Annotated in this window: 11 protein-coding genes; 7 read left to right on the top strand and 4 right to left on the bottom strand. The window is 42.8% G+C overall.

The window, feature by feature from the left end; all coding sequences use genetic code 11:
• Positions 1–89 precede the first annotated feature (89 nt).
• Positions 90–2,804 (bottom strand): MG2 domain-containing protein, encoded by a 2,715-nt coding sequence (locus FKG96_RS00055; protein ID WP_130858097.1) that lies wholly within the window; start codon positions 2,802–2,804, stop codon positions 90–92.
• Between the two features lie 177 nt (positions 2,805–2,981).
• On the opposite strand from FKG96_RS00055, the gene FKG96_RS00050 reads away from it, so the two are divergent.
• Complete coding sequence (locus FKG96_RS00050) at positions 2,982–3,959, top strand: Gfo/Idh/MocA family protein (protein WP_130858096.1); 978 nt, start codon at positions 2,982–2,984, stop codon at positions 3,957–3,959.
• A 724-nt stretch (positions 3,960–4,683) separates the two neighbouring features.
• Complete coding sequence (locus FKG96_RS00045) at positions 4,684–7,068, top strand: glycoside hydrolase N-terminal domain-containing protein (RefSeq protein WP_130858095.1); 2,385 nt, start codon at positions 4,684–4,686, stop codon at positions 7,066–7,068.
• Between the two features lie 71 nt (positions 7,069–7,139).
• On the opposite strand, the gene FKG96_RS00040 is transcribed toward FKG96_RS00045, so the two are convergent.
• The gene (locus FKG96_RS00040; protein WP_013663943.1) at positions 7,140–8,774 is read right to left on the bottom strand and encodes a RagB/SusD family nutrient uptake outer membrane protein; all 1,635 of its coding nucleotides are present in this window, start codon (positions 8,772–8,774) and stop codon (positions 7,140–7,142) included.
• Positions 8,775–8,786: 12 nt separating this feature from the next.
• Positions 8,787–11,732, bottom strand: coding sequence for a SusC/RagA family TonB-linked outer membrane protein (locus FKG96_RS00035; protein WP_149104978.1), 2,946 nt, complete (start codon positions 11,730–11,732; stop codon positions 8,787–8,789).
• 405 nt (positions 11,733–12,137) lie between these two features.
• Here FKG96_RS00035 and FKG96_RS00030 point away from each other — a divergent pair, with 405 nt between their 5' ends.
• The 3 genes from FKG96_RS00030 (at position 12,138) to FKG96_RS00020 (ending at position 18,193) form a co-directional block, all read left to right on the top strand.
• Positions 12,138–15,272: a SusC/RagA family TonB-linked outer membrane protein gene (locus tag FKG96_RS00030; RefSeq protein WP_130858093.1), complete on the top strand. Its 3,135-nt coding sequence runs from the start codon at positions 12,138–12,140 to the stop codon at positions 15,270–15,272.
• 59 nt (positions 15,273–15,331) lie between these two features.
• Positions 15,332–17,176, top strand: coding sequence for a RagB/SusD family nutrient uptake outer membrane protein (locus FKG96_RS00025; protein WP_013663940.1), 1,845 nt, complete (start codon positions 15,332–15,334; stop codon positions 17,174–17,176).
• A gap of 66 nt (positions 17,177–17,242) precedes the next feature.
• Positions 17,243–18,193 (top strand): PmoA family protein, encoded by a 951-nt coding sequence (locus FKG96_RS00020; RefSeq protein ID WP_130858092.1) that lies wholly within the window; start codon positions 17,243–17,245, stop codon positions 18,191–18,193.
• A gap of 282 nt (positions 18,194–18,475) precedes the next feature.
• Here the strand turns inward: FKG96_RS00020 and FKG96_RS00015 are convergent, their stop codons facing one another.
• Positions 18,476–19,492 carry a LacI family DNA-binding transcriptional regulator gene (locus FKG96_RS00015; RefSeq protein WP_013663938.1) on the bottom strand — a complete coding sequence of 339 codons (1,017 nt, stop codon included), beginning with the start codon at positions 19,490–19,492 and terminating at the stop codon, positions 18,476–18,478.
• 239 nt (positions 19,493–19,731) lie between these two features.
• Between FKG96_RS00015 and FKG96_RS00010 the strand changes: the two genes are divergently transcribed.
• A complete protein-coding gene (locus tag FKG96_RS00010; protein WP_041387056.1) occupies positions 19,732–20,562 on the top strand; it encodes a ThuA domain-containing protein in 831 nt (276 codons plus the stop codon).
• A 49-nt stretch (positions 20,563–20,611) separates the two neighbouring features.
• Positions 20,612–22,027 (top strand): Gfo/Idh/MocA family protein, encoded by a 1,416-nt coding sequence (locus FKG96_RS00005; protein ID WP_130858091.1) that lies wholly within the window; start codon positions 20,612–20,614, stop codon positions 22,025–22,027.
• Positions 22,028–22,223 lie beyond the last annotated feature (196 nt).

Here is a 22,223-nt window from a genome sequence, read left to right as displayed (position 1 = left end):
CAACCAACAGAGGGGCAGACAAGCTCAATCTTACCCTAAAGCTAATTGTTAAGTTGTAAAATAAGAACAGGGAATTGACCCCCTTCTTCCTATTTCTTTTCTACCCGAATATATGACGTTGACTTACCTAATCTTCCATTCACATCAAGTCCTTCTATTTCGATACGATAAATTCCCGGTTCGTCTGCCGTATAGAAAGAGATGGAGGCGGGATGCTCCTTTTGAACGACTATTCCGGGTTGCCAGTAGACGGTGGTACGTCGATCGGAACCCGTAGTATCTGCAGCTGCTTCGTAATCCGGTGATTCAAAATTACGGATTTCATAGAAGCCTTGCGGACTAAAGGTTGTCAAGCCGGGGGCATAGAGTTCGGGACCGAAACGTCTAGGCTGATCGCCTCTTCTTGTAGTGATCACCAGCACACCATTGCTTCCCCACATACCGTAAATGGCTGTATTACCTACTGTTCGTAATACTTCAACGGAGGCCACGTCAAAAGGGTTAATAATATTGAGCGCGGAAGCGTCCATGTACATGCCATCCAAAATGATTTGCATTGGCCGGTTCATGGAACGGGTACTATATGGGATACCATTAACAAAACGTACGCCTACAAGCCGTCCTTGTAGACAAATATCGAGTGTCGGACAGCCGTTAAAATATAGCTCATCACCACTGATAACTTGGTCGGCATTCCCCGGACCATTCAAATTAGATGAATGTTTGGCCGGGTTCTCTTTTTTCGCGTTGACTTCCACTTCCTCCAAAACAATGCTTTTCCCGGAAAAACCATATTGTTGTACTTCATCAAGCGATTTTTCGCTATTTTGATTTGAAGCCCCTTCCTTCGCAGTTACTTTCACTTCTCCCTCACGATCTTCTTGGGATATGGCCTGACTGGGGACTTCATCCAATTTTACTTTTACATTTTTTTTGCCTTTTGCATCTCTTGCCTGAACGAGGAAATCGGTTTGATCATAAAACAATAGTTTGTCGAAATTAAAACGGCCAGCGCTGTCTGTCACCGTATCTAAAACAGTCGCAGTTGGTTTAAAGGACGCAATGGTCACTTTTGCATTGGCGACCGGCTCGTCTTGCTTATTGGTTACAATACCGCTGATCCTTAATTCTTTTTCAGGTGTATAGGCAATCTCGGGGAACTTGCCCTCTTTTACATTTTTCCAAAAGCTACGATTAATAGACTGAGTGAGCATCAGCACATCTATTTGCTGCTGAGTCTGCTTGTTTTGATGAACAATGTTGATCGGAGGTTGATCAAAGGTGTTGTAAGTATTAGCTTGAAGCCATAAGGTCGAAAATATATTCTTGTCTGCTTTAGGAATTTGGGGTATTTTGTCGATATTCACCACTGAAGCGGAAAAAGCACCTATATCGGTTGTATCAGGCATAAGCCCTTTTATTTCAAGGGTAATCTTTTCGCGAGTACCATAGCTTGTTTGATTTGGTCTTGCTTGTAGTATAAGGGTATCGCGGGGGTTCAAAATGAAGATTTTGCGGGAGCCGATCAGATCCATTTGCTCATCTAACAAAGCTACCTCAAGTATGCCTGAGGGTAAATCTTTTTTAGGGATATTAAATGTAATCGCTGGTTTGCTCATCGACTGTTTCGCTGCGTAGAATACCATACCCTGGCTTTGAATGATGCATGCGATTTGCTGATTTTTTATATGACTTTGCGAGGCCGTCAATTGAGCAACGATCCCCTGCTCCATTAAATTGTTGACGGCCAAATGAAATCCTTCTGTTTGCACGTCTGGCAAAGGCATACGGATGGTATCACCGTCAGCAAAATATACCAGTACGGAATAGGCTTTGTCGCTTTCCGGGATAAAGTCGAAACTACCTAAACCGGCAGCGTCACTTTTAAATTTTGTGATTACTTGCCCGTTGCTTTCTAATTGCCCCTGCACTTCTTGTTTTTCATCTATAAAATTTCGGATTACTTGGACACCAACCCGGTTTTGGATACCTGCTAGCAGCGTTCCTGCTTCTGCTTGTAGGTGTATCGAACGTTTATCGGGACGGATAATTACCGGAATATTTTTTACAATCGTCCCTTGATTACCGTGGTCGATATGAAGAATTAATAAATCCGGTTGGTCTTTTTTTCGACTTTCATAAGGAAACTGAAAACGCAATCGGCCAAGCTCATCTGTTGCCACTTGCTGTTTAGCAATTGTTTTGCCGTTATTCTTTAGCTCGAAGGCTACTTGCCTATTTAGAATCATCCGGCCTTTAAAGTCCAGCAGCTGGACAGTACCATAAACCTGTTTGTCTTTTTCCGTTGTGTTCTTGTAAATAAAGTTGCTTCTGCTAATAATGCCGCCGGAGTTTTTGTTGTTTACGGTAATTGCTTGGTGAAAAAACAAGCCTTCATCGAAGTTCCGCATCCAATTGGTATAAGCACGGATATGGTATTGGCCTTCTACAAGTGTTTCCGGCAATTTAAAGTCGCCCATTGACAAGCCGGAAATCACCGGTAATCGCCTGGATTGTACTACTTCCTGTTGATCATTCAATAGCTCAACATACATGATTTTGCTAATGGCCGAGAGTAAATTGAATTGACTTACCGTTACATAGGCCTTAAACCAGATATCATCACCGGCTTCATAATATGCCCGATCTGTCTGTAGATAAACCCGTTCTTGTGGATGTTTCTGTTGAAAAGTTTCCAGGTGTTTTAAAGTCCGCTGCAAAGCATCTGTAGTATCATGCTTTTGTGCATATCCGGTTAGGGAGATGAAAACCATTATAAGCAGAAAATAGGAAGGCCGTTTCATGGAATCTTATTTGGTAAGTATATCAACAAGTAAATATAGCGGAAGGTTTTGAGAACAGGAATTTTCAGTCTACCAAATGTTTGAACGCGAAATACCAAACAGAACTGATATCTTGCTATCAACAGATGTGTTGGTGAAATAAAAATAATACCTTCGTGTATTGACAAACAATAAGCTATGACAAATTCAATTAAATGGGGAATGATTGGCGCGGGAGACGTTACCGAGGTGAAAAGTGGTCCCGCTTTTAAGAAAGTGCCACACTCCGATTTGGTGGCCGTCATGCGCCGTGATGCAGTTAAAGTGCAAGATTACGCCCGTCGCCACGGTATTCGTAAATGGTATACAGATGCGAAGCAATTGATCGATGATGAAGAAGTAAATGCTGTTTATATTGCCACGCCTCCAGATACCCACCTTCAATATTGCATGATGGCCCTACAAGCCGGAAAGGCAGTTTATGTCGAGAAACCTGTTACTTTAAATGTAGAAGAGGCGATGCGCTTAGCTAATTATGTGCAAAAGGTGGGAGGATGTTTATCTGTGGCGCATTATCGAAGAGAACAACCTTATTTTAAAAAAATTGTACAAATAATTGACGACGGACTTATCGGTGAACCGCTAGTGATATCATTACAGTTGCTGAAAAAGTCGTTGACCGAAGAGATGCTGCAAGATCCTAAAATAGCGTGGCGTTTAGATCCGGCCAAATCCGGCGGCGGCCTATTCCATGATTTGGCACCGCACCAACTGGACATCATCTATCGACTTTTTGGCCCTATTCAAAAAAGCGAAGGACTGGCTTTAAACCTAGGTAAGCGATATCCTGCCGACGATGTGGTAACCGGGCGGATTCTTTTTGAAAATGACGTACTTTTTAATGGTTTATGGGCTTTCAATGTAACAGAAGAGGTAGATCGATGTGAGATTTTCGGTAGCAAAGGTAAGCTGACTCTTTCTTTTTTTACGCCACATACAATTGAGTTAATGAATGGGGAGGGAGTGCAAGTCTTTCATTTCGAAGCGTTAAAGCATGTACAACAGCCAATGATCGAAGCAGTAGTTGGTTACCTACGCGGTGAACGTGGTAATCCCTGTAGCATAGATGATGCTTTAGAGGTTGCTACTATTATGCAGAACTTCACCAACAAATAAATTTATTAATGACTGCCGGATATAATAGGATTGCTTAAAAAGGAAGGATTATTTTAACTTCTTTCTTTCTCCGCGAAATAAAGAAGCAAAGAAAGCTCGTCGCTTGGAACTTTGCTACAACGGTAGTGCATCAACGTGCAAACCGCAAATTTCCTAGGCGACATTTTAGCAGAACGTAGGGTTTTTGCGGACAGCCAATAGGGCCCAGAGTGTCGGACAAAACGGCCTTGGAGGATACAGAGGCAACGAGCAGTAAAGCATTTGTGTGTCTGTTCATGTTGCAGTACCCGAGCGGATTGAAGAAGTGAAATGGCTCCAATACGCGCCAGTAATGCTTTGCCATCAGTTGCAAGGTAGCCTACACGGGCCTTGATTTATTCACTTTTGTTTGTTTTCAGATGAGTTCATGAGCTCAGCGCTCCGCTCTTCGGTTTGCTCAACTTTTATCAAGAACCTTCCCATTGGGAAAGCTTGAATGCCTTTAAAAAACTAACGAATGATGAAAAAAGTTGATTAAGAAAAACCTTCTTTTTATATAAACACCTTCATTTGTATGTTAAAGGCGAACCGACCAACGGGAGTTCATTCCTATTTTACGGAAAGCCGATGGTCATATTTATTTTTCAGGTACCGGTATCGAAAGGTGAAAATAGCTGAATAAATTGCCGATATAACTGTTTGCTTTGCCGGCAGATTATGCTATCTATGTAGTTAAACTAAATGTATGATACCGTCAAGATATAAATCAGTGCTAATCTTATTTTTCAGTATTTTATTGTCAATAAAATTGGCGTTCTCTCAGCAAAAAGCGCTTCAACTATGGTATGACAGGCCTGCTACCGACTGGATGCGGGAGGCGCTTCCAATCGGAAATGGGTATATAGGCGCTATGTTTTTCGGAGGAATTGGTGAAGAGCAGATCCAATTCTCCGAGGGGTCACTTTGGTCCGGTGGTCCAGGTGCTAATCCAAATTATAACTTCGGAAACCGACCCAATGCCTGGAAATACCTTGGAGAGGTGAGAGCGCTGATTAAGCAGGGAAAATTAAAGGAGGCAAACGAACTCGTAGAGAAACAGATGACAGGCATGGCACCGGTTAAACTGGCTGGCGACAGTACAGATTGGGGCGATTATGGTGCCCAGCAAACAATGGGTGATTTATTTATTAAGGTAGGGCATGGATCGATCCCTGTACAGGATTACCGACGCACGTTGGATATACAAAGAGCAATCGGAAAGGTGTCCTACAGTGTGGCGGGAAATAAGTACCAACGTAGTTTTTTTGGCAGTTATCCCCAAGGCGTAATGATTTATAAGTTCACCTCCGATAAATCGGAGAGCTACACACTTCATTTTAGCACACCCCAATATAAAGAGAAGGAAAGTTTTGAAGGACTACGTTACTCCTGTGTAGGCTATGTGCCCAACAATAAGTTAGCTTTCGAAACGGCTTATCAACTGGTTACAGATGGTAGAGTAAAATACACTAACGGAACAGTATCCGTAGAGGAGGCGAAATCACTGCTTATTATTCATACGGCTGCAACTGCTTATAAGATGCAGTATCCGCATTATAACGGTAACGACTTTCGAGCCATTATCAAAAAGCGTTTAGATGCGGCCAAAGGAAAGAGTTATAAGCAACTCTTTCAGATACATCAAGAAGACTATCAGCCACTTTTTGATCGGGTATCCTTTCAATTACAGGGGAAATCAGCCGATCATTTACCGACTGATAAGCGACAGCAAGCCTTTTTCGAAGGTGCCGAAGATGTGGGTTTGGAGCAACTTTATTTTCAATATGGCCGGTATCTGATGATTGCTGCATCAAGGCCGGGAACCATGCCAATGCATTTGCAAGGGAAGTGGAACAACAGTGTAAATCCTCCTTGGGCAGCCGATTATCACACCAATATTAATGAACAGATGTTATATTGGCCGGCAGAGGTAACCAACCTTAGCGAATGCCACGAGCCTTTGATTGATTATATCGAAAGCTTGGTAGAACCGGGAAAAAAAAGTGCTCATGATTTCTTCCATACGAGGGGGTGGATCGTCAATACGATGAACAACGCTTTTGGTTATACCGCTGTAAATTGGGGGCTGCCTTGGGGTTTTTATCCCGCAGGTGCTGCATGGTTGACGCAGCATGTATGGGAGCATTACGCCTATACGCAGGATAAGGCATACTTGCGCAATCGAGCCTACCCTATAATGAAAGAGGCTGCTCGTTTCTGGATTGATTATCTGACACCCGATGAGAACGGGCACTTGGTGTCCTCGCCGTCTTATTCGCCTGAGCATGGTGGTATTTCAGGAGGAGCTTCCATGGACCATCAAATAGCGTGGGATATATTGAACAATTCACTTGAAGCTGCCATGGTGTTGGATGATAAAGCTTTTGCTGACACGGTACAACGTGTGCGGGATCGCATTTTACCTCCGCAAATAGGACGATGGGGCCAGCTGCAGGAGTGGAAAGAGGATGTGGATGATCCCAATAATAAACACCGGCATGTATCTCATCTTTTTGCATTGCACCCGGGGCGTCAAATATCCCCTCTTAAAACACCTGAACTGGCAGAAGCGGCTAAAGTAAGTCTGGAAGCACGGGGTGATGAAGCAACCGGCTGGTCTTTAGGCTGGAAAGTGAATTTTTGGGCAAGACTTAAAAATGGTGATCGTGCTTTGAAACTGTATAAAATGGTTATTAAGCCCGCGGGTGCAACAAAGTCAAGTTCAGGCGCTATTAATTACGAGGGGGAGGGTTCAGGCTCTTATGCCAACTTATTGGATGCGCATCCACCCTTTCAGCTAGACGGAAATATGGGCGCTACGGCCGGTGTTGCGGAGATGCTATTGCAGTCACAAACAGGCGAAATCGAACTGTTACCTGCATTGCCAAAGAACTGGCCTACAGGGCGGATCAGCGGTTTGTGCGCGCGCGGCGGTTTTACCGTTAATTTAAATTGGGAAGCTGGACAATTAAAATCGGCAGAAATCATTGCAGACAAAAGTGGGCAAAAAACCTTAACATATAAAGGCAAAACAAAGGCTATCGATTTTGTTTCAGGGAAGAAATACCAGCTATCATTTCACGACTTTTGATAAATTGATAAAAAAAAAGAAGCCCGAGCGTACTGTTCGGGCTTTTACTAACAGATTTTAATCTTTTTTCTTTATGGGTTTTGCACTAAAATCCCACCTGACGCCGTAATCTGCGATTCCGGAATATATTCGACAATGTCGTTAGATGTCGGTGCGACGATGGATTTAGGAGAGGCTCCTGAAAGATGTGTTCCTGGGTATTGACGGTTCAGAACAAGTCCATTTCGGAAAGTATCGAACTTGTTATGCCCTTCCCAAGCCAACTCCAATTGCCTCTCCTCCATCACGATATCAAAAACTGATTTGCCATCTAGATTAGTAAGGTTATACAAACCTGCTGCTGGAATGCCCGCGCGAGTTCGGATAATATTAACGTCGTCAAGTGCGGCTTGATTATTGCCTAATTTAGCGTTTGCTTCCGCACGGATTAAATAAATTTCTGCCAAGCGCGAGATTACGGGCGACCAAAGATGTCCTTGGCCTTCTTGCCCTGAACATTTCAAAATATAGTATTTTGGATATCCATTGCGCATTTCCATTTCCGAATCAATCAGTACCTTCTTTTCTTTACCTGCTACATTGATCCAATAATCGTAACTTCCGATGTTATTGCTTCGTTTGATGAGCGATTTGGTGGTTCCATCTTCGCTGTATTGATAGTCGTCACCTACTTTGGTAACTACTTTATGAGCGTAAGTATAATTGTCGGTTACATAGAGTGCCCAAAGGTTAGTAGAACCCGTCGTCTTCGGTGCTATAAACTTATTTCTTTGGTCTGACGGATATTTTCGAACCAGTTCGAGGTAAGGCCTTGAGGCATACATCTCTCCCCAGCCGGCGCCATCTATAGTCGCATACAAAGAACCTACAGTATACCAACCGTTATCAGGATAGTCAGTATCCTTCACAAAACGGATAGCAAAAATTGTTTCGCTATTTGATTCGGGCGTTATTGTCGTATAATTTGCTAGTTGAGATGTACCTAAAAGTGAGAATCGACCAGAGCTTAATACTTTATTCGCGTACGTAATGGCGTCTTGATTTTTTCCCTCATAAAGATAAATACGAGCTAAGAGCGCCTGTACTGCTTCGCGAGAGGCATAGATGTTTTCTTTACTTTGGGTAAAGAGGCTTTCTGCTTTTAATAGATCATTTTCGATTTGTGTGTAAACGTCACCTACAGTTGCTCTTGGAGGATTATCCATAGGATCGCTCGAAAGCTTCAATGGTACCGCTAAATTATCTAATCCTTGATTATAAGGCCGGCCAAATATATTGGTGAGATAAAAGTACAACATAGAGCGTATGTACAGGTTCTCAGCCAATAATTGCTGATCCTCGGGATTTGTGCTGTCCTGCAATTTTTCTATTACGATATTCGTTCCTACGATTATTTTGTACGATTGTTCCCATACATTGTTGACTCTTGAATTGGTAACCAATCGATTGTAATTATACGAATAGAATAAATTATCTGTTGTTGTTCCACTCAAAGCTACGTTGGTTCCAGGATATTCGGTAACACGATGCCAGTTTTCAACCCAGCCTTTAAGGCGACTGTAATTACCTAAAGTAACCGATCCTAAACTTCCTTCCAGGTTATCAAGCTCATCGGACGTGATGGCGTCATAAGGTTTTTTGTCTAAACTGCAGGCACTATTGAATGCAATGCAAGCAAGGAATATATATTTAAAGTATGTTTTCATGATCCACTACATTTAAAATGAAATATTGATACCTAAGGTAAAGCGCCTTGGGGCAGGATAAGTGCTGGTGGCGTCGCCTGCAACATTACCATTATCGGCTTGTCTTACACCTGTATAGAGAGCGGCTTCGGGATCTACACCCGAAAATTTCGTCAAGGTCCAGAGGTTGTCAGCGCTGATATAAGCGTCCAATGCTTTCAGTTTTAGCTTTTGGATAAATTTACTCGGTACGCGATATCCCAGAGTGATGTTCCGCATACGTAGAAAAGATGCGTCTTCTAGGTATCTTGAGGAGGTCTTATTGGAGTTCGTGCCACCATTATAAACCAAACGAGGATGGGTGGCATTTGGATTGTCCGGTGTCCATCTAGACCAACCATCTTGCAGAATCATTTGATTATAATAAGGGTAGGCACCGTCACTATCGAATAATTCACGTCCGCTAAAATAAGCATACGCTCCTTTATTGAATGCAAAACTGGCATTCAGGAAAAAATTTTTATACTGCATGGAGGAAGAGAACCCACCTGTAAAATCCGGAGTTGCAGTTCCAACAAACTGTAAAGTGGCTGCATTGTAGCTATTGGTGGTGGAAACAGCTCCTGTCGTGGGATCAATAACTTCCCAAAGGGGATCGCCATTTGCCGGATCTACTCCAATCCATTTACGCATATACCACGAATCAATATCTCTACCCTCTGCATAACGCTTGTTGCCGGCGGCTTGTTCTTTATGGTCCGCTAGCTCGACAATTTTATTTACATTTTTTGCAATATTGAAATCAATACGCCATTGAAAAGGATTCTCAGCATTGAAGATATTAGCACCGATACTGAATTCAATACCACGGTTACGGACGGCTCCAATATTGTCATAATATCCACTATAACCAGAAGTAACCGGTAATTGTACATAGTGTAGTAAGCCATCGGTGTTCTTATTATACAGGTCTAAAGTAAAGTCGAGTCGGTTGAGAAGGCCGAACTCAAATCCCAGATTGGCATCTTTAGAAGTTTCCCATGTAAGTCGTGGATTGCTCAATTGGTCCGGGTATGAGGCGGGCAGGCCATTATACTGTGCATCGAGCTTAAATAGATCATAGGAGCCATAATAGGTATTAGGAACGTTTCCTACTTTCCCATAGGACGCCCGCACACGTAAGTAATTTACAGTTTCAGTTTTAAAGAAAGCTTCCTCATGTACGTTCCAAGCAGCACTAAAAGCGTAGAAACTACCATACTGTCGTTCGCTACCGAAGCGCGAGGATCCGTCGTAGCGATAAGAAGCTTGAAGGTTGTAGCGGTCATCATAGCTATATGTTGCATTAATGATTCCGGATTGGGCCGAGTAGTCGTTTTTAGTTCCGCTGTAAGACCCAATGCTGGCAGCATTATCTAAAATTTCTGAGCCGGCAACGATACCATTTCCCGTTGCGGACTGGTCTTTATATTGATAATCCATGTATTCATAGGCAATAAAGCCACCAAAAGTATGCAAGCCAAAACTTTGATTGTATTTAAGCATTTGGTTCGTAAAGCGCACGATTCGCCGCGCAGAATTGTTGGTAATTCGACCTTCAGTGGATTGACCGGCTATGGATTTAGGATCCACATAAGACATACCGGTTGAGTTATAGTAAGCTACATTGTTCGTGGAAACATAGGAGAAATGATCTGAAAACTTATAATCAAAATCACCATTGAATTGGAAATCAAAGATGTCGGACTTTCCATAGTTATATTGCAAGTCATATAAGTAATTGCTCAGATCCCTTCCATACCATAGGGACGCCTCCTGTGCATTAACCAGTTTGCCGGAATAATCATAAGGATTGTCCCAAGGCATATTTAAGTACATTTGGTATAAATCATGCTGTCGGTCGTCGCTAGAAGTAAAGGTAGCGTTGATTTTCGGACGAATCGTTAATTTGTCGCTAATTTCATAATCCAAGTTCAGACGCCCGGCCCAACGCTCAAATTTATACCCTTTTACAGACCCTTCTTCAGCATAGTAATTTCCACCGGCATATAAGGTTGCCTTGTCTGACTTTCCTAAATACGTTATACTTAAATCATTAAGCTGACCAGCCTGCGAACCGTTTTTTACCCAATCATAGTCGGTGTTCAAGACATCGTCTGTAATGCCTGTATCTTCATTGAAAAGTTGAAACTGATCATACAATTGCCGACTATTCATCAGTTTGAATTTTCCTTGATTGAGATAGGTTAACCCGGTTTTCAAATTCGCTGTTAATTGTGAGGTACCGACTTCCTTAGCTCGTTTGGTGGTGACAACAATAACACCATTGCTACCGCGCGAACCGTATTGAGTTGTAGCAGCAGCATCTTTCAATACAGACATCGTTTCAATATCATTTGGATTGAGGTTAGGTGTGCCGTGGATAATAACCCCGTCGACAACCCAAAGCGGATCGACGCTGGATAGTATCGAACTTCTTCCGCGGATACGGATATTGGGATTATCACCGGGTCGCCCTGTGGCTGCAACAACATCCACGCCGGCAACTTTACCTTGGAGGAGGTTACTTACGCTGGGAGAGGACGCATCCTTCAGTTTTTCGGGAGCCACTGTTGCTACTGCGGCAGTGATGTTCCCTTTTTTCTGTGTAGAGTAACCGGTGACAACAATTTCATCTAATTGAGCCATGTCCTCCTGCATCGTTACGTTCATTGATCGGTCAACGACTACCTCTTTGGTTAGGTAACCGATGAAGGAAAAGCGTAAGGAGGCCTTGCCGGAGCTAACAGTTAGGCTAAATTGTCCGACTTCATTACTCTGCGTAGAAATTTTTTCATTGCCCACTTCCGAAATGGTGACACCCGGCAGGGGGATGCCTTGCTGATCTTGCACTGTTCCTACGACTTTCATTGTCTGTGCCCTAGAAGCATGAACTAGAAATACAAGGAATGTGCAGAATAAAATAAATTTACTCTTCATGGTTTTTAGTTTAGTTTTGATAAATCGGCCGCCGCAGGGGCATCTGTTATCGTAGTCCTTCTCTATTAATTAGTTGATCAAACTATACACCACTCAGAATACAACCGATAATGAGCGTATAGGCTAACAATGATAATCGTAAAAAAATAGCATTCAAAGCGACCGGAAAACACAATCGATTGCGTAAAAAAGCACAATCGATTGCGTAATTTGATGTTTCTCTAAAATTTTAGTACAACGTTTGAAATGCAGTTTTATCGCGGTTTTTGAACGAAATCTAAAACTTGTTTCGCCCTGTTGTGCAACATCTTGCTCTTGACGTCTCTAATTTTATCCCATCCATTGCAACGGATTATTGATAACCAATTGGGTTTAACCACCCCATAAAAACAAGGAGACCAAATTATGATGAAAACTTTTCCACAAAGGATTCTACATGTACTTTTTTACCATTTTAAATCGATAAGCCTGTTATTGGCTTGGCTTTTATTCTCTGTGGTATCCGCTGAAGCCCAACAAGGGATAACCGTAAAGGGTGTGGTCATCTCACAGACAGATCAGGCTCCCCTGTCTGGCGTAGCCGTCAAAGAAAAGGGAACAACCAATGGAATCAGTACGGACGACAAAGGGCAATTTGTGCTATCAAATGTTAAGCCCAATGCAACACTTACCTTTTCTTTTGTAGGCTACGTAACGCAAGAGCGGGTAGCACAGGCTCAAGAAGCAATTCGGGTGGAACTCGTAGCTGATATGGCTAATTTAGATGAAGTGGTCGTGGTGGGGTATGGAACTGTGCGTAAAAGAGATTTAACAGGTGCAGTTTCTCAGGTAAACACACAGAAGTTGGAAAACGAAGTGCCTGCGCAGTTGACAGATGTATTAAGAGGGAATGCTGCGGGAGTAAATGTGGGCTTCAGCGCCCGCGCCAAGGGAGGAGGTAGCTTACAAATTCGGGGTAGAACATCGCTAAATGCCGGGACATCACCGCTGATTGTAATGGATGGAGCCATTTATTATGGCGCATGGGAAGATATAAATCCTAACGACATTGAAACTGTGGATGTTTTAAAGGATGCGAGCTCTGCGGCTGTATTCGGAGCAAAATCTGCAACGGGGGTTATCATCGTCACTACTAAAAAAGGTAAAGAGGGAAAGCCGCTCATTAACATAAGCTCAAATGTCGGACTTGCTACGATGGCCGTTAACCAAAAAGTGTTCGATGCGTCTAGTTTCACGACATGGCGTTCTGATTACTTCAGAACGAGTAATCCGAAGGCCGAACCTTACCGATATAACGACCCGCGAACATTGCCCAGCGATATCAGCGTTGAAGAGTGGATGGGGTATGACGGAGCCAGTGGTGATCCTGTTCGCACTTGGTTGCGGCGCCTTAACATGCAGCCTGTCGAAATTGATAATTATATAGCGGGTAAAAGTGTAGATTGGTATGATCTCGCTTTTCAGAATGGACTACGCCAAGATCACAATATTAGTTTTTCAGGTAAGAATAAAGATATCTCTTATTATGTTGGAGCAGGATATTTAAATAATGAGGGGATCATTGTGAACGATCAGTATAAGACGATACGAACACGAGTCAATATTGAAGCGAATGTAACCAAGTTTCTGACGGTTGGTATGAATACGCAGTTTACTACTAAGAATGAAAGTGCAATCCCATACAATTGGGGCGCCATTACAAGCTTATCACCTTGGGGTAGCCGTTATGATGAGAACGGTAATCTGATGTGGCGGCCAAACAATGAAGCAAGCGGAGGTGTCAACTTGGGTTACGATGCTTTCTTTACCGACCGTTTATACCGAACAAATAGTTTGAATAGCACTATTTTTGGTCGTGTTAAACTCCCTTTTGGCATTACTTATCAATTGAATTTTACACCTCGTTTGGAGTTATTGGACCAATATAATGCACAAAGTGCAAAGCACGAAGAATGGGCGGGGTTTGGTGGTAGGGCGTCCAGAAGGCAACGGGAGACTTATTATTGGCAGGTGGATAATTTGTTAAAATGGGACCGAACTTTTAACGACATACACCGCTTCGATGTGACATTCTTAGTCAATGCGGAAAAGTTCCAACGCTGGGATAATACCATGACCAACGAAAATTTCGATCCTACGGATGAATTGGGATATCATGGTATTGGATCGGGAATAAAACCGATCATCAGTAGTAACGACCAATATAGTACCGGTGATGCCTTGATGGCCCGCTTGGTATATTCGTTGAAAGACAAATATATGTTCACCGGTACCTTTCGGCGCGATGGTTATTCTGCTTTCGGACAGCGCAATCCACGGGCCAATTTCGGCTCAGTGGCCGTAGGTTGGGTGTTCTCGGAGGAGGCGTTTTTTAAAAGTAAGTGGTTTAATTACGGGAAATTACGCTTCTCATGGGGTAGTAATGGTAATCGTGATCTGGGAGAAGACGGCTTATATAATGCGATCGCTGATTTAACCACTGGAAAGTACTTATATGTTTTGCCTGATGGAACAGTTATTCAGGCAAGTCAGCTTTGGGTGAATAGGATGCAAAATAAAAATTTGCGATGGGAACGGAATACGTCCTATAACGTGGGGCTTGATTTTGCTTTGTTTAATAATGTATTGGACGGTACGATTGAAGCTTATCAAATGAATTCAACGGATTTATTGGTTAGAAGAACCTTGCCTAATGTTTCCGGTTTCGACTGGGTGATGGATAATCTAGGAGAAGTGCAGAATCGTGGTTTCGAAATTACCCTCAACTCGAATAATATGCAGAGAGACAACTTTACATGGCGTACTACATTCAATTTCCAATTAAATAGAAATAAAATTTTACACATCTATCGCAACTTCGATAGCAATGGTAAGGAGGTAGATGATATCGCCAATAAATGGTTTATTGGGCATGCTATTGATGCCATTTGGGATTGGAAAGCGCTTGGGGTTTACCAGCTAGGACAAGAGGAGCTTGCAGCGAGGTATTCTTTGGTACCCGGAGACTACCGCCTAGAAGATGTGGATGACGATGGACGATTTACGAATGCAGATCGACAGTTTTTGGGGTATACCGAACCCCGATTTAGATGGTCACTTCGAAATGAATTTCAGATTTATAAGAATTTCTCTTTCTCCTTCATGATGTATTCGCTGTGGGGGCACAAAACTTCTTTTAATTGGTTGAAGAATAGAAATGGCTTTCCAGATCGGATGAACTCCTATGATTATCCTTACTGGACGCCTGAAAATCAATCAACGGAATGGGCCCGTATCGGTTCTAACGAAGGCAGCGCAACGGGTTTCAATGTCTATCGCGATCGGTCTTTCATCCGCTTGGATAATGTGTCGCTAGCCTATAACGTGCCCAGTGCCTGGACTGAGAAATACAAGATACGAAACTTAAGGCTTTATCTAAATGTGCGTAATGCTGCTCTATATACCAAAGAATGGCAATTCTGGGATCCGGAGTGGGATCCAAACGATGGTGCAGGGCCAACTCCACGTACCTTCACTTTTGGACTCGATGTAACGTTATAAAATTGCCTTTGATCAATCAAGAGATTAGAAGAGTTGGAGATTTAACAAAACTAGATGAAATGAAAAATCGTATTAAACCTTTATATATTGTTGTTAGCCTATTTGCCTGCATGCTACCGCAAGCATGTAAGAAAGAGTTTTTAGAGCCTAGGCCACTGTCATTCTTTACACCGGAAGAAACCTTTAAATCAGCGCAAGGTTTGTGGGCAACCTTAGTTTCTTGCGAGCGAAATATGCGTATTGAGTTTTTTGGCGATGCGCCTCCAATCGTTACCGAAGGTATCTTTTCGGAAATAGCAGTAGAGGGTACAACCGATAAGCCGGGCCCGGCGCAAAATCTCGATTTGGCTATTACGCCGGATGCTGAGTTGAACCATACCGACTATAATAAAATCGGTTGGTACTGGAATGAAGGATATCGTGGTATTCGCTATGCCAATACGGCCATTGTGAATATTGATAAACCGACGGACTACGCCTCGGAAGCGGAACGCAACCATCTCTTAGGGGCTGCTTATTTTCATCGAGCCGCTCGATATTATCGATTAACGCAACAATTTGGGGATGTTCCTTTGATTCTTAATGTATTGGATGAACCTAAATTGGATTTCTACAGTACCAAACGAGAAGTCATTCTTCACAAAATGAAGCAAGATCTTGAATTTGCACAAGAATGGGTGCCTGATGACGTGAACAAAGGACAAGTTACCAAGGGAGCGGTGAGTCATTTATTAACGAAAGTAAACTTGGCTTTAGGCTTATTTGATGATGCCATTGCTTCAGCCAGTCGCGTTATTGATGGCGGTCGGTATCGGCTTATGACCGATCGCTTCGGTACCGACGCCGGTGATCCTACCAAAAATGTGATATGGGATTTACATCGACCTGAGAATAAATCGTTAGCTTCTAATACCGAAGCGCTTATGCTTGTTATTGACCGTCTGAATATCGACGGAAATTTTGATGGGGGTAGTCAAACCATGCGAAACACGGTTCCTTTTTGGGCCAATTCAGGAATTGTTACGCCAAGTGGCCGTGGTGGTACTTCGGATACAAAGGGGATCGAAATTGACCAGGTAACAGCCTATGGAAGAGGAATCGGCCGTTTACGTCCAACTTATTATAGTCAAAAGGGGCTTTGGACAGACGCGAACGATCTTCGACATGCACCCGGTAATTGGATGGATATGGAAGACCTCGTTTACAATCACCCCAATTTGAAACGAGATAATGACCCTTATTATGGGAAGCATCTTCAGCTGCGTAACGAAGCCGGGAAGTTATTGTCGAGCGACACGATTCGCCAATGGTTTGGATGGCCCCATTACAAACTGTACATAGAAGATCCGAATCGCGTACAACCTGCCGGCGGAAATACGGATTGGTATGTCTTTCGGTTAGCAGAGACTTATCTGCTACGTGCGGAAGCCTATTTTTGGAAAGGTGATTTGGCAAGTGCCGCTAACGATATTAACAAAGTACGTATACGGGCGCAAGCCGCTCCCATTTCGGTAGCAGACGTCAATATAGGAACCATCTTGGACGAACGTGCACGCGAATTGTATTATGAAGAACCGCGGAAGACAGAATTGACACGCATTGCTTATATCTTTGCGATGACCGGAAAAGTGGCAGAGAATGGGAAGTCATATACCTTGCAGGCTTTTTCAACAGACAATTACTTTTATGATCGTATTTTGGCCAAGAGCGATTTTTATAATAAGGGCGTAACTACCAATTTGGGGATTACTTATAAAATTAGTCCGTATCACGTATTATGGCCTATTCCGATTAGCGCTATTAACGCCAATCCAATGGGGCATATCAATCAAAATCAAGGTTATGCGGGCTCGGAAAGCAATATTCCACCTTTGGAGGAAATCCCGGCTGAAGGAAATAATTAGTGGATGTCATATAGTTGATTTTATGAAGAAAGACCTATATTTAAAGAGAAAACTAACCAAGCAGTGATGAAAAATTATCTTTTATTGACGTATTTATTATGCTGTTTTACTTACGGTTTCGCACAGCAGGCCGTTAGGAAAGATGGTGTGCTGAAGTTAATGGATGCAAAGGGACACTATTTACTGGGCTATCAGTATGAAATCTTAAGCCCTCCCCCCGGAGTTGACGCGGCGTTCAAGCGAGCTGGTTTTATCCATCCTCTTAATACTTTGTCCGGAAAAACATTGACACGCATTCAGCCATCCGATCATTACCATCATTTTGGATTATGGAATCCTTGGACACGAATTGCTTATAAAGGCAAGGTGTACGATTTATGGAATATTGGAGATAAACAGGGGACCATCAGATCTCAAGGGGTGGAGGAAATAAAAAGTAAAGGGAAGACGATTGGGTTCAAAGCCAAACACGCGCATATTATATTCCCACAGTCAGAAAAAGAAGTGCAGATTTTGGACGAAAGCTGGGAGGCGCACATTTCACCTATTGATGATAAAAGGTATAGCTGCGATTTGACGTCAACACTCCAAGTCGTTGGACAAGACACCGTCGTGTTAAAGGCATATCGTTATGCTGGCCTTGGCTTTCGCGCAAGTGAGCAGTGGACTAATAAGAACAGTAAAATCATTACTTCAGAGGGAAACGACCGTAAAACAGCCGATGGCTCTTTAGCACGTTGGGTAATCGCTGAAGGAGATCTTGATGGATCATCTGCAGGGCTCCTTTTCTTGTCTTCTCCTGAGAATTATAATCATCCGGAGCCCATTCGTGTATGGCCGGAACAAGAGAATAAAGGGAGAGGGGATGTGTTTGTAAATTTTTCACCAACTAAAAATAAAGATTGGGTGCTAGTTCCCGGGAAGAAATACATACTCCGTTATCGAATGATTGTATTTGATGGTGAAATGGAACCGACAGAAGCGGAGAAATTTTGGAAAAAATTTACGGGGCAGTAGAAAATAGTTAATTGGAGTTAGTAGGGAGTAGGGAATAGTTAATGAGCCGATGAGTTAATTAGCCGATGAGCCAATGTGATAATGAGAGGCTAGCGCGACTGAAAGCTCGTTAATTATTCGTAAGTGTTTGCTTTTTCGGTACTCATGGGGCTCCCTACGGTCGGTTAGCCGATGAGTTAATGAGCAGATGTGATAATGAGCCAATTAGCTGGTTTAGGTTGATCGTTAAGTCGTGCTTAAAGCTTATTGCTTATAGCCTACAGCTTTAAAAGCTGAAGCTACTTAGAGTTCTTTAAAATAATGGAGTTTACAAGGGAGTGAGATAAGCTTTGGCTTGCGGGACTGATGCGGATTTTTGATCATATCAAGAAGTAGCGAACCTGCTTTGACGCCAATCTGGAAAGGTTGTTCTTTTAAGGAGGCAAGCGGTGGTCTTTCGAAATGGCTAAAAAGAGGCAATGCACCATAGCCGATCAGTTCTGTTATAAGATATCGATTGGGGAATTCTGTACGTAGGCAGGTCATAATATCGAGCATCAGGTAGTCTTTAAACAATAGCATCGCTGTTGGTGGATCCGTTAGTCGCATAAGCTTTCGTAAGACCTTATAGTTATCGGTTGTTGTTAGATCGCTTTCGCATATCAATTCTTGATCAGGAGATAGACCATTTTTAAGTAATCCGTCACGATAGCCGAGGTATCGATCCCGACTGGTTGTCCAATGTGATGGTCCGTTAATAATGGCAATACGCTGATGGCCTCTCGATACAAAAAGGTCTACGGCGTCTTTAGCGGCGTGGTATACATCGCTACTTACACAGCTATAGGTTTCATTGACAGGTTTTCGTGCAAAAAACATGACGGGTATCCCCGCACGTTCCAGTTTTCGCAAATGATCGAGGTTGCTTGTCTCTTTCGACATGGCAATTAACAATCCATCAATGCGGTTGCCCTGCATCACTGACACGAGTTCTTTTTCGCGCTGGAGGCTTTCCTGATTTTGGCCTATCAGTACAGTGTAGTGCGCTTTGGATGCAACTTCCTCAAAGCCATTTACGGCATGTATGTAGAAATGATCGAGCAATGTGGGAACGATAATGCCCAAAGTAAATGTTTTTTGCTGCTTAAATTGAATGGCTGTAATGTTTGGCGTATAATCAAGCTGCTTTGCCATGGCCAACACACGCTCTTTGGTAATGGCTCCTATATTTGGATGATTATGCAGGGCCTTTGATACCGTCGATATGGATACCTTAAGTGCTTTAGCGATATCTTTAATCGTAGCAGGTTTATTAGGCATGACTAGAAATTTAAAGTTGACGCAAAGAAATATATATGTTTTGGAAACGCTTAATTTCGGTAATCTCTTTTTTACGACATCGTTATCGTTAATTTTTAATGACATCCGTGGTGTAAAACCGTTCGGCTATACTTAATATTGTGGATCATGGAGGATGTTCATGGCTATCTTCGTCTAGCCTCGTGTTAAGCCAAACATAGACTATCAAAAATGAAACCAATGTAAATTGTACTATATTTATGAAAAGGCTAATAAGTATTCATTTGTTCCTCTTCTTGTGTTTACCAACATTCTTGAAAGCGATGCAGACCATCGTTTGGAAGGATGTAAAAGTGCTGGTTTATACCAAAAACGGTAAGGGCTTTGTTCACGACAATATCGAAAACTCCAAAAAAGCCCTACAGGAGATAGCAGCCTCTACAGGCTTCAAGGTTGATTTTAGCGAGAATCCGGCAGATTTTACGGATGAGAGATTAAAACAGTATGATGTATTAATCTTCTCTAACACAAATAATGACGTTTTCGATAACGACAAGCAACGGCTTGCCTTGATGCGCTACATTCAGGCGGGTGGTGCTTTTGTCGGCATTCATTCTGCATCTGGAACCGAGCGTAACTGGCCCTGGTTTAAACGCTTGCTAGGTGGGACTTTCGACTGGCACGAACCCGGACAAGCCTTTGATGTACTGCTTATCCAGCAGGATCACCCTTCTGTATCGCATTTGCCTGTTAGATGGAAGCGAGCAAAAGATGAATGTTATTATTTAAAGGAAATGGAGGTGAATCTGCAAGTGATTGCGGTTAATGACCTCAACACAATAGATAAAGTGCGCGAACGAAGACCTATCACCTTCGGTAATAAGTTTCCATCCGTTTGGTGTCATGAATTTGACGGTGGACGGGCTTGGTATACGTCATTAGGACATCAGAAGGAAGATTATGATGATGCTGCCTTTCGGAAGCATATTTTGGGAGGCATCCAATGGGCTATAGGCGAACAAAGGGAGCGAGACTACAGTAAAGCTAAGGCTCAACGTGTTGAAAGAGCGATTAACCAGCTTGCTAAGTGATGGAAAGATGAAAAAGCCAATCGAATTATAGAACTAAATATGATAAGATATGAACAAAAACCAATTAAACCGTCGTTCATTCATTAAAAAATCGGCGAAAGGTTCTGCTGTATTACTTGCAGCAACGGCGTTTCCAACAATTGTACCAGCTTCTGTTTTTGGAAAAAATGCGCCTAGTAATCGCATTCATATAGGCCAAATAGGCTTTGGTAGAATAGGTATGACGCATGATCTGCCGGAAGTAATGAAACATGATTATGTACATGTAGTGGCTGTTGCTGATTTTGATAGCAATCGACTGAAGCAAGGTAAAGCCTGGATAGAAAAGAAGCATACGGACAAATTTGGAAAATCTATTGATGTAAAGACCTATGATGATTACAAAGACTTAATTGCTGCAAAGGATATAGATGCTGTTGTCATTAGTACTCCCGATCACTGGCATGCACAACCGGCTATGGAAGCCGCGCTGGCAGGTAAACATATTTATTTACAGAAGCCAACGGCTTTAACCATTGCCGAAGGTAGAACCATGGCCGATGCGGTGAAAAAATCAGGGGTAGTCTTTCAACTTGGAACGCAACAACGGTCCATGAACCCTTGGCCTCAATTTAAACGGACCTGCGAATTAGTTAGAAATGGCCGTATCGGTGAACTTAAGCGAATCCAAATCGGATTGCCCATCGATCCTGCCGGAGGCAACACAGCGCAAATGCCGGTTCCCCCAAATTTAGATTATGACAAGTGGTTGGGATCGACTCCTTATGTATATTATACCAAAGATCGCGTCCATTCTCAAACGGAAATTGACGGCGAACGGCCGGGCTGGTTGCGCTGCGAGCAGTTCTGTGCCGGCATGATTACCGGTTGGGGCGTTCATCACTTCGATATAGCACATTGGGGCATGGACCAGGAACTCGGAGGTCCACTTGAAGTTGAGGGAAAGGCGGAGTTTCCGACAAGTGGTCTGTGGGACGTACATGGTAAATATGAGATTCATGCGCTTTATCCCAATAAGGTGCAAGTGGAAGTGCGTGATACTTTTCCGAATGGGGTTCGTTTCGAAGGGACGGATGGGTGGATTTTCGTTTCCCGTGGAAACGTTGGTGTTACCGCCACCGATCCTACCGCTTCCGCCAGCGGTGAAGAAAATAAAGCTTTCTACGCAAGTGACAAAAAAATATTAACTTCGAAAATAGGACCTAATGAGATACATCTTTATGAAAGTCCTGAACAACATACCAATTGGCTCGAATGCATTAAAAATGGTAAAGAGACAATTAGCCCGGTAGAGGTGGCGCAACGTGTTGGCTCGGCTTGTATCGTGGCACACACAGCCATGAAACTGGGCAAGAAGTTAACCTGGGATAATAAAACAGAACGTTTTATTGGTGACGAAAAGGCGAATGCAACCTTCGCTAGACCGCAGCGTTTTCCTTATGGAACTAATTATGTGAAAGGGTGAATAAATTCAGAAGTAAAAATTCAAAATTAAAAATTCAAAAGCCTGCCTCCCGGAGGGATGGTAAAAATGCCGAAGGGCTCATTGATACCTTAAAAAACTAACAAAGCATCAATAACCCCGAAGGGCTCATTGATACCTTAAAAAACTAACAAAGCATCAATAACCCCGAAGGGCTCATTGATACCTTAAAAAACTA

This window comes from Olivibacter sp. LS-1, from assembly GCF_008245145.1.
Classification (GTDB): domain Bacteria; phylum Bacteroidota; class Bacteroidia; order Sphingobacteriales; family Sphingobacteriaceae; genus Olivibacter; species Olivibacter oleidegradans.
This window is presented reverse-complemented; position numbering and strand designations above follow the sequence as displayed.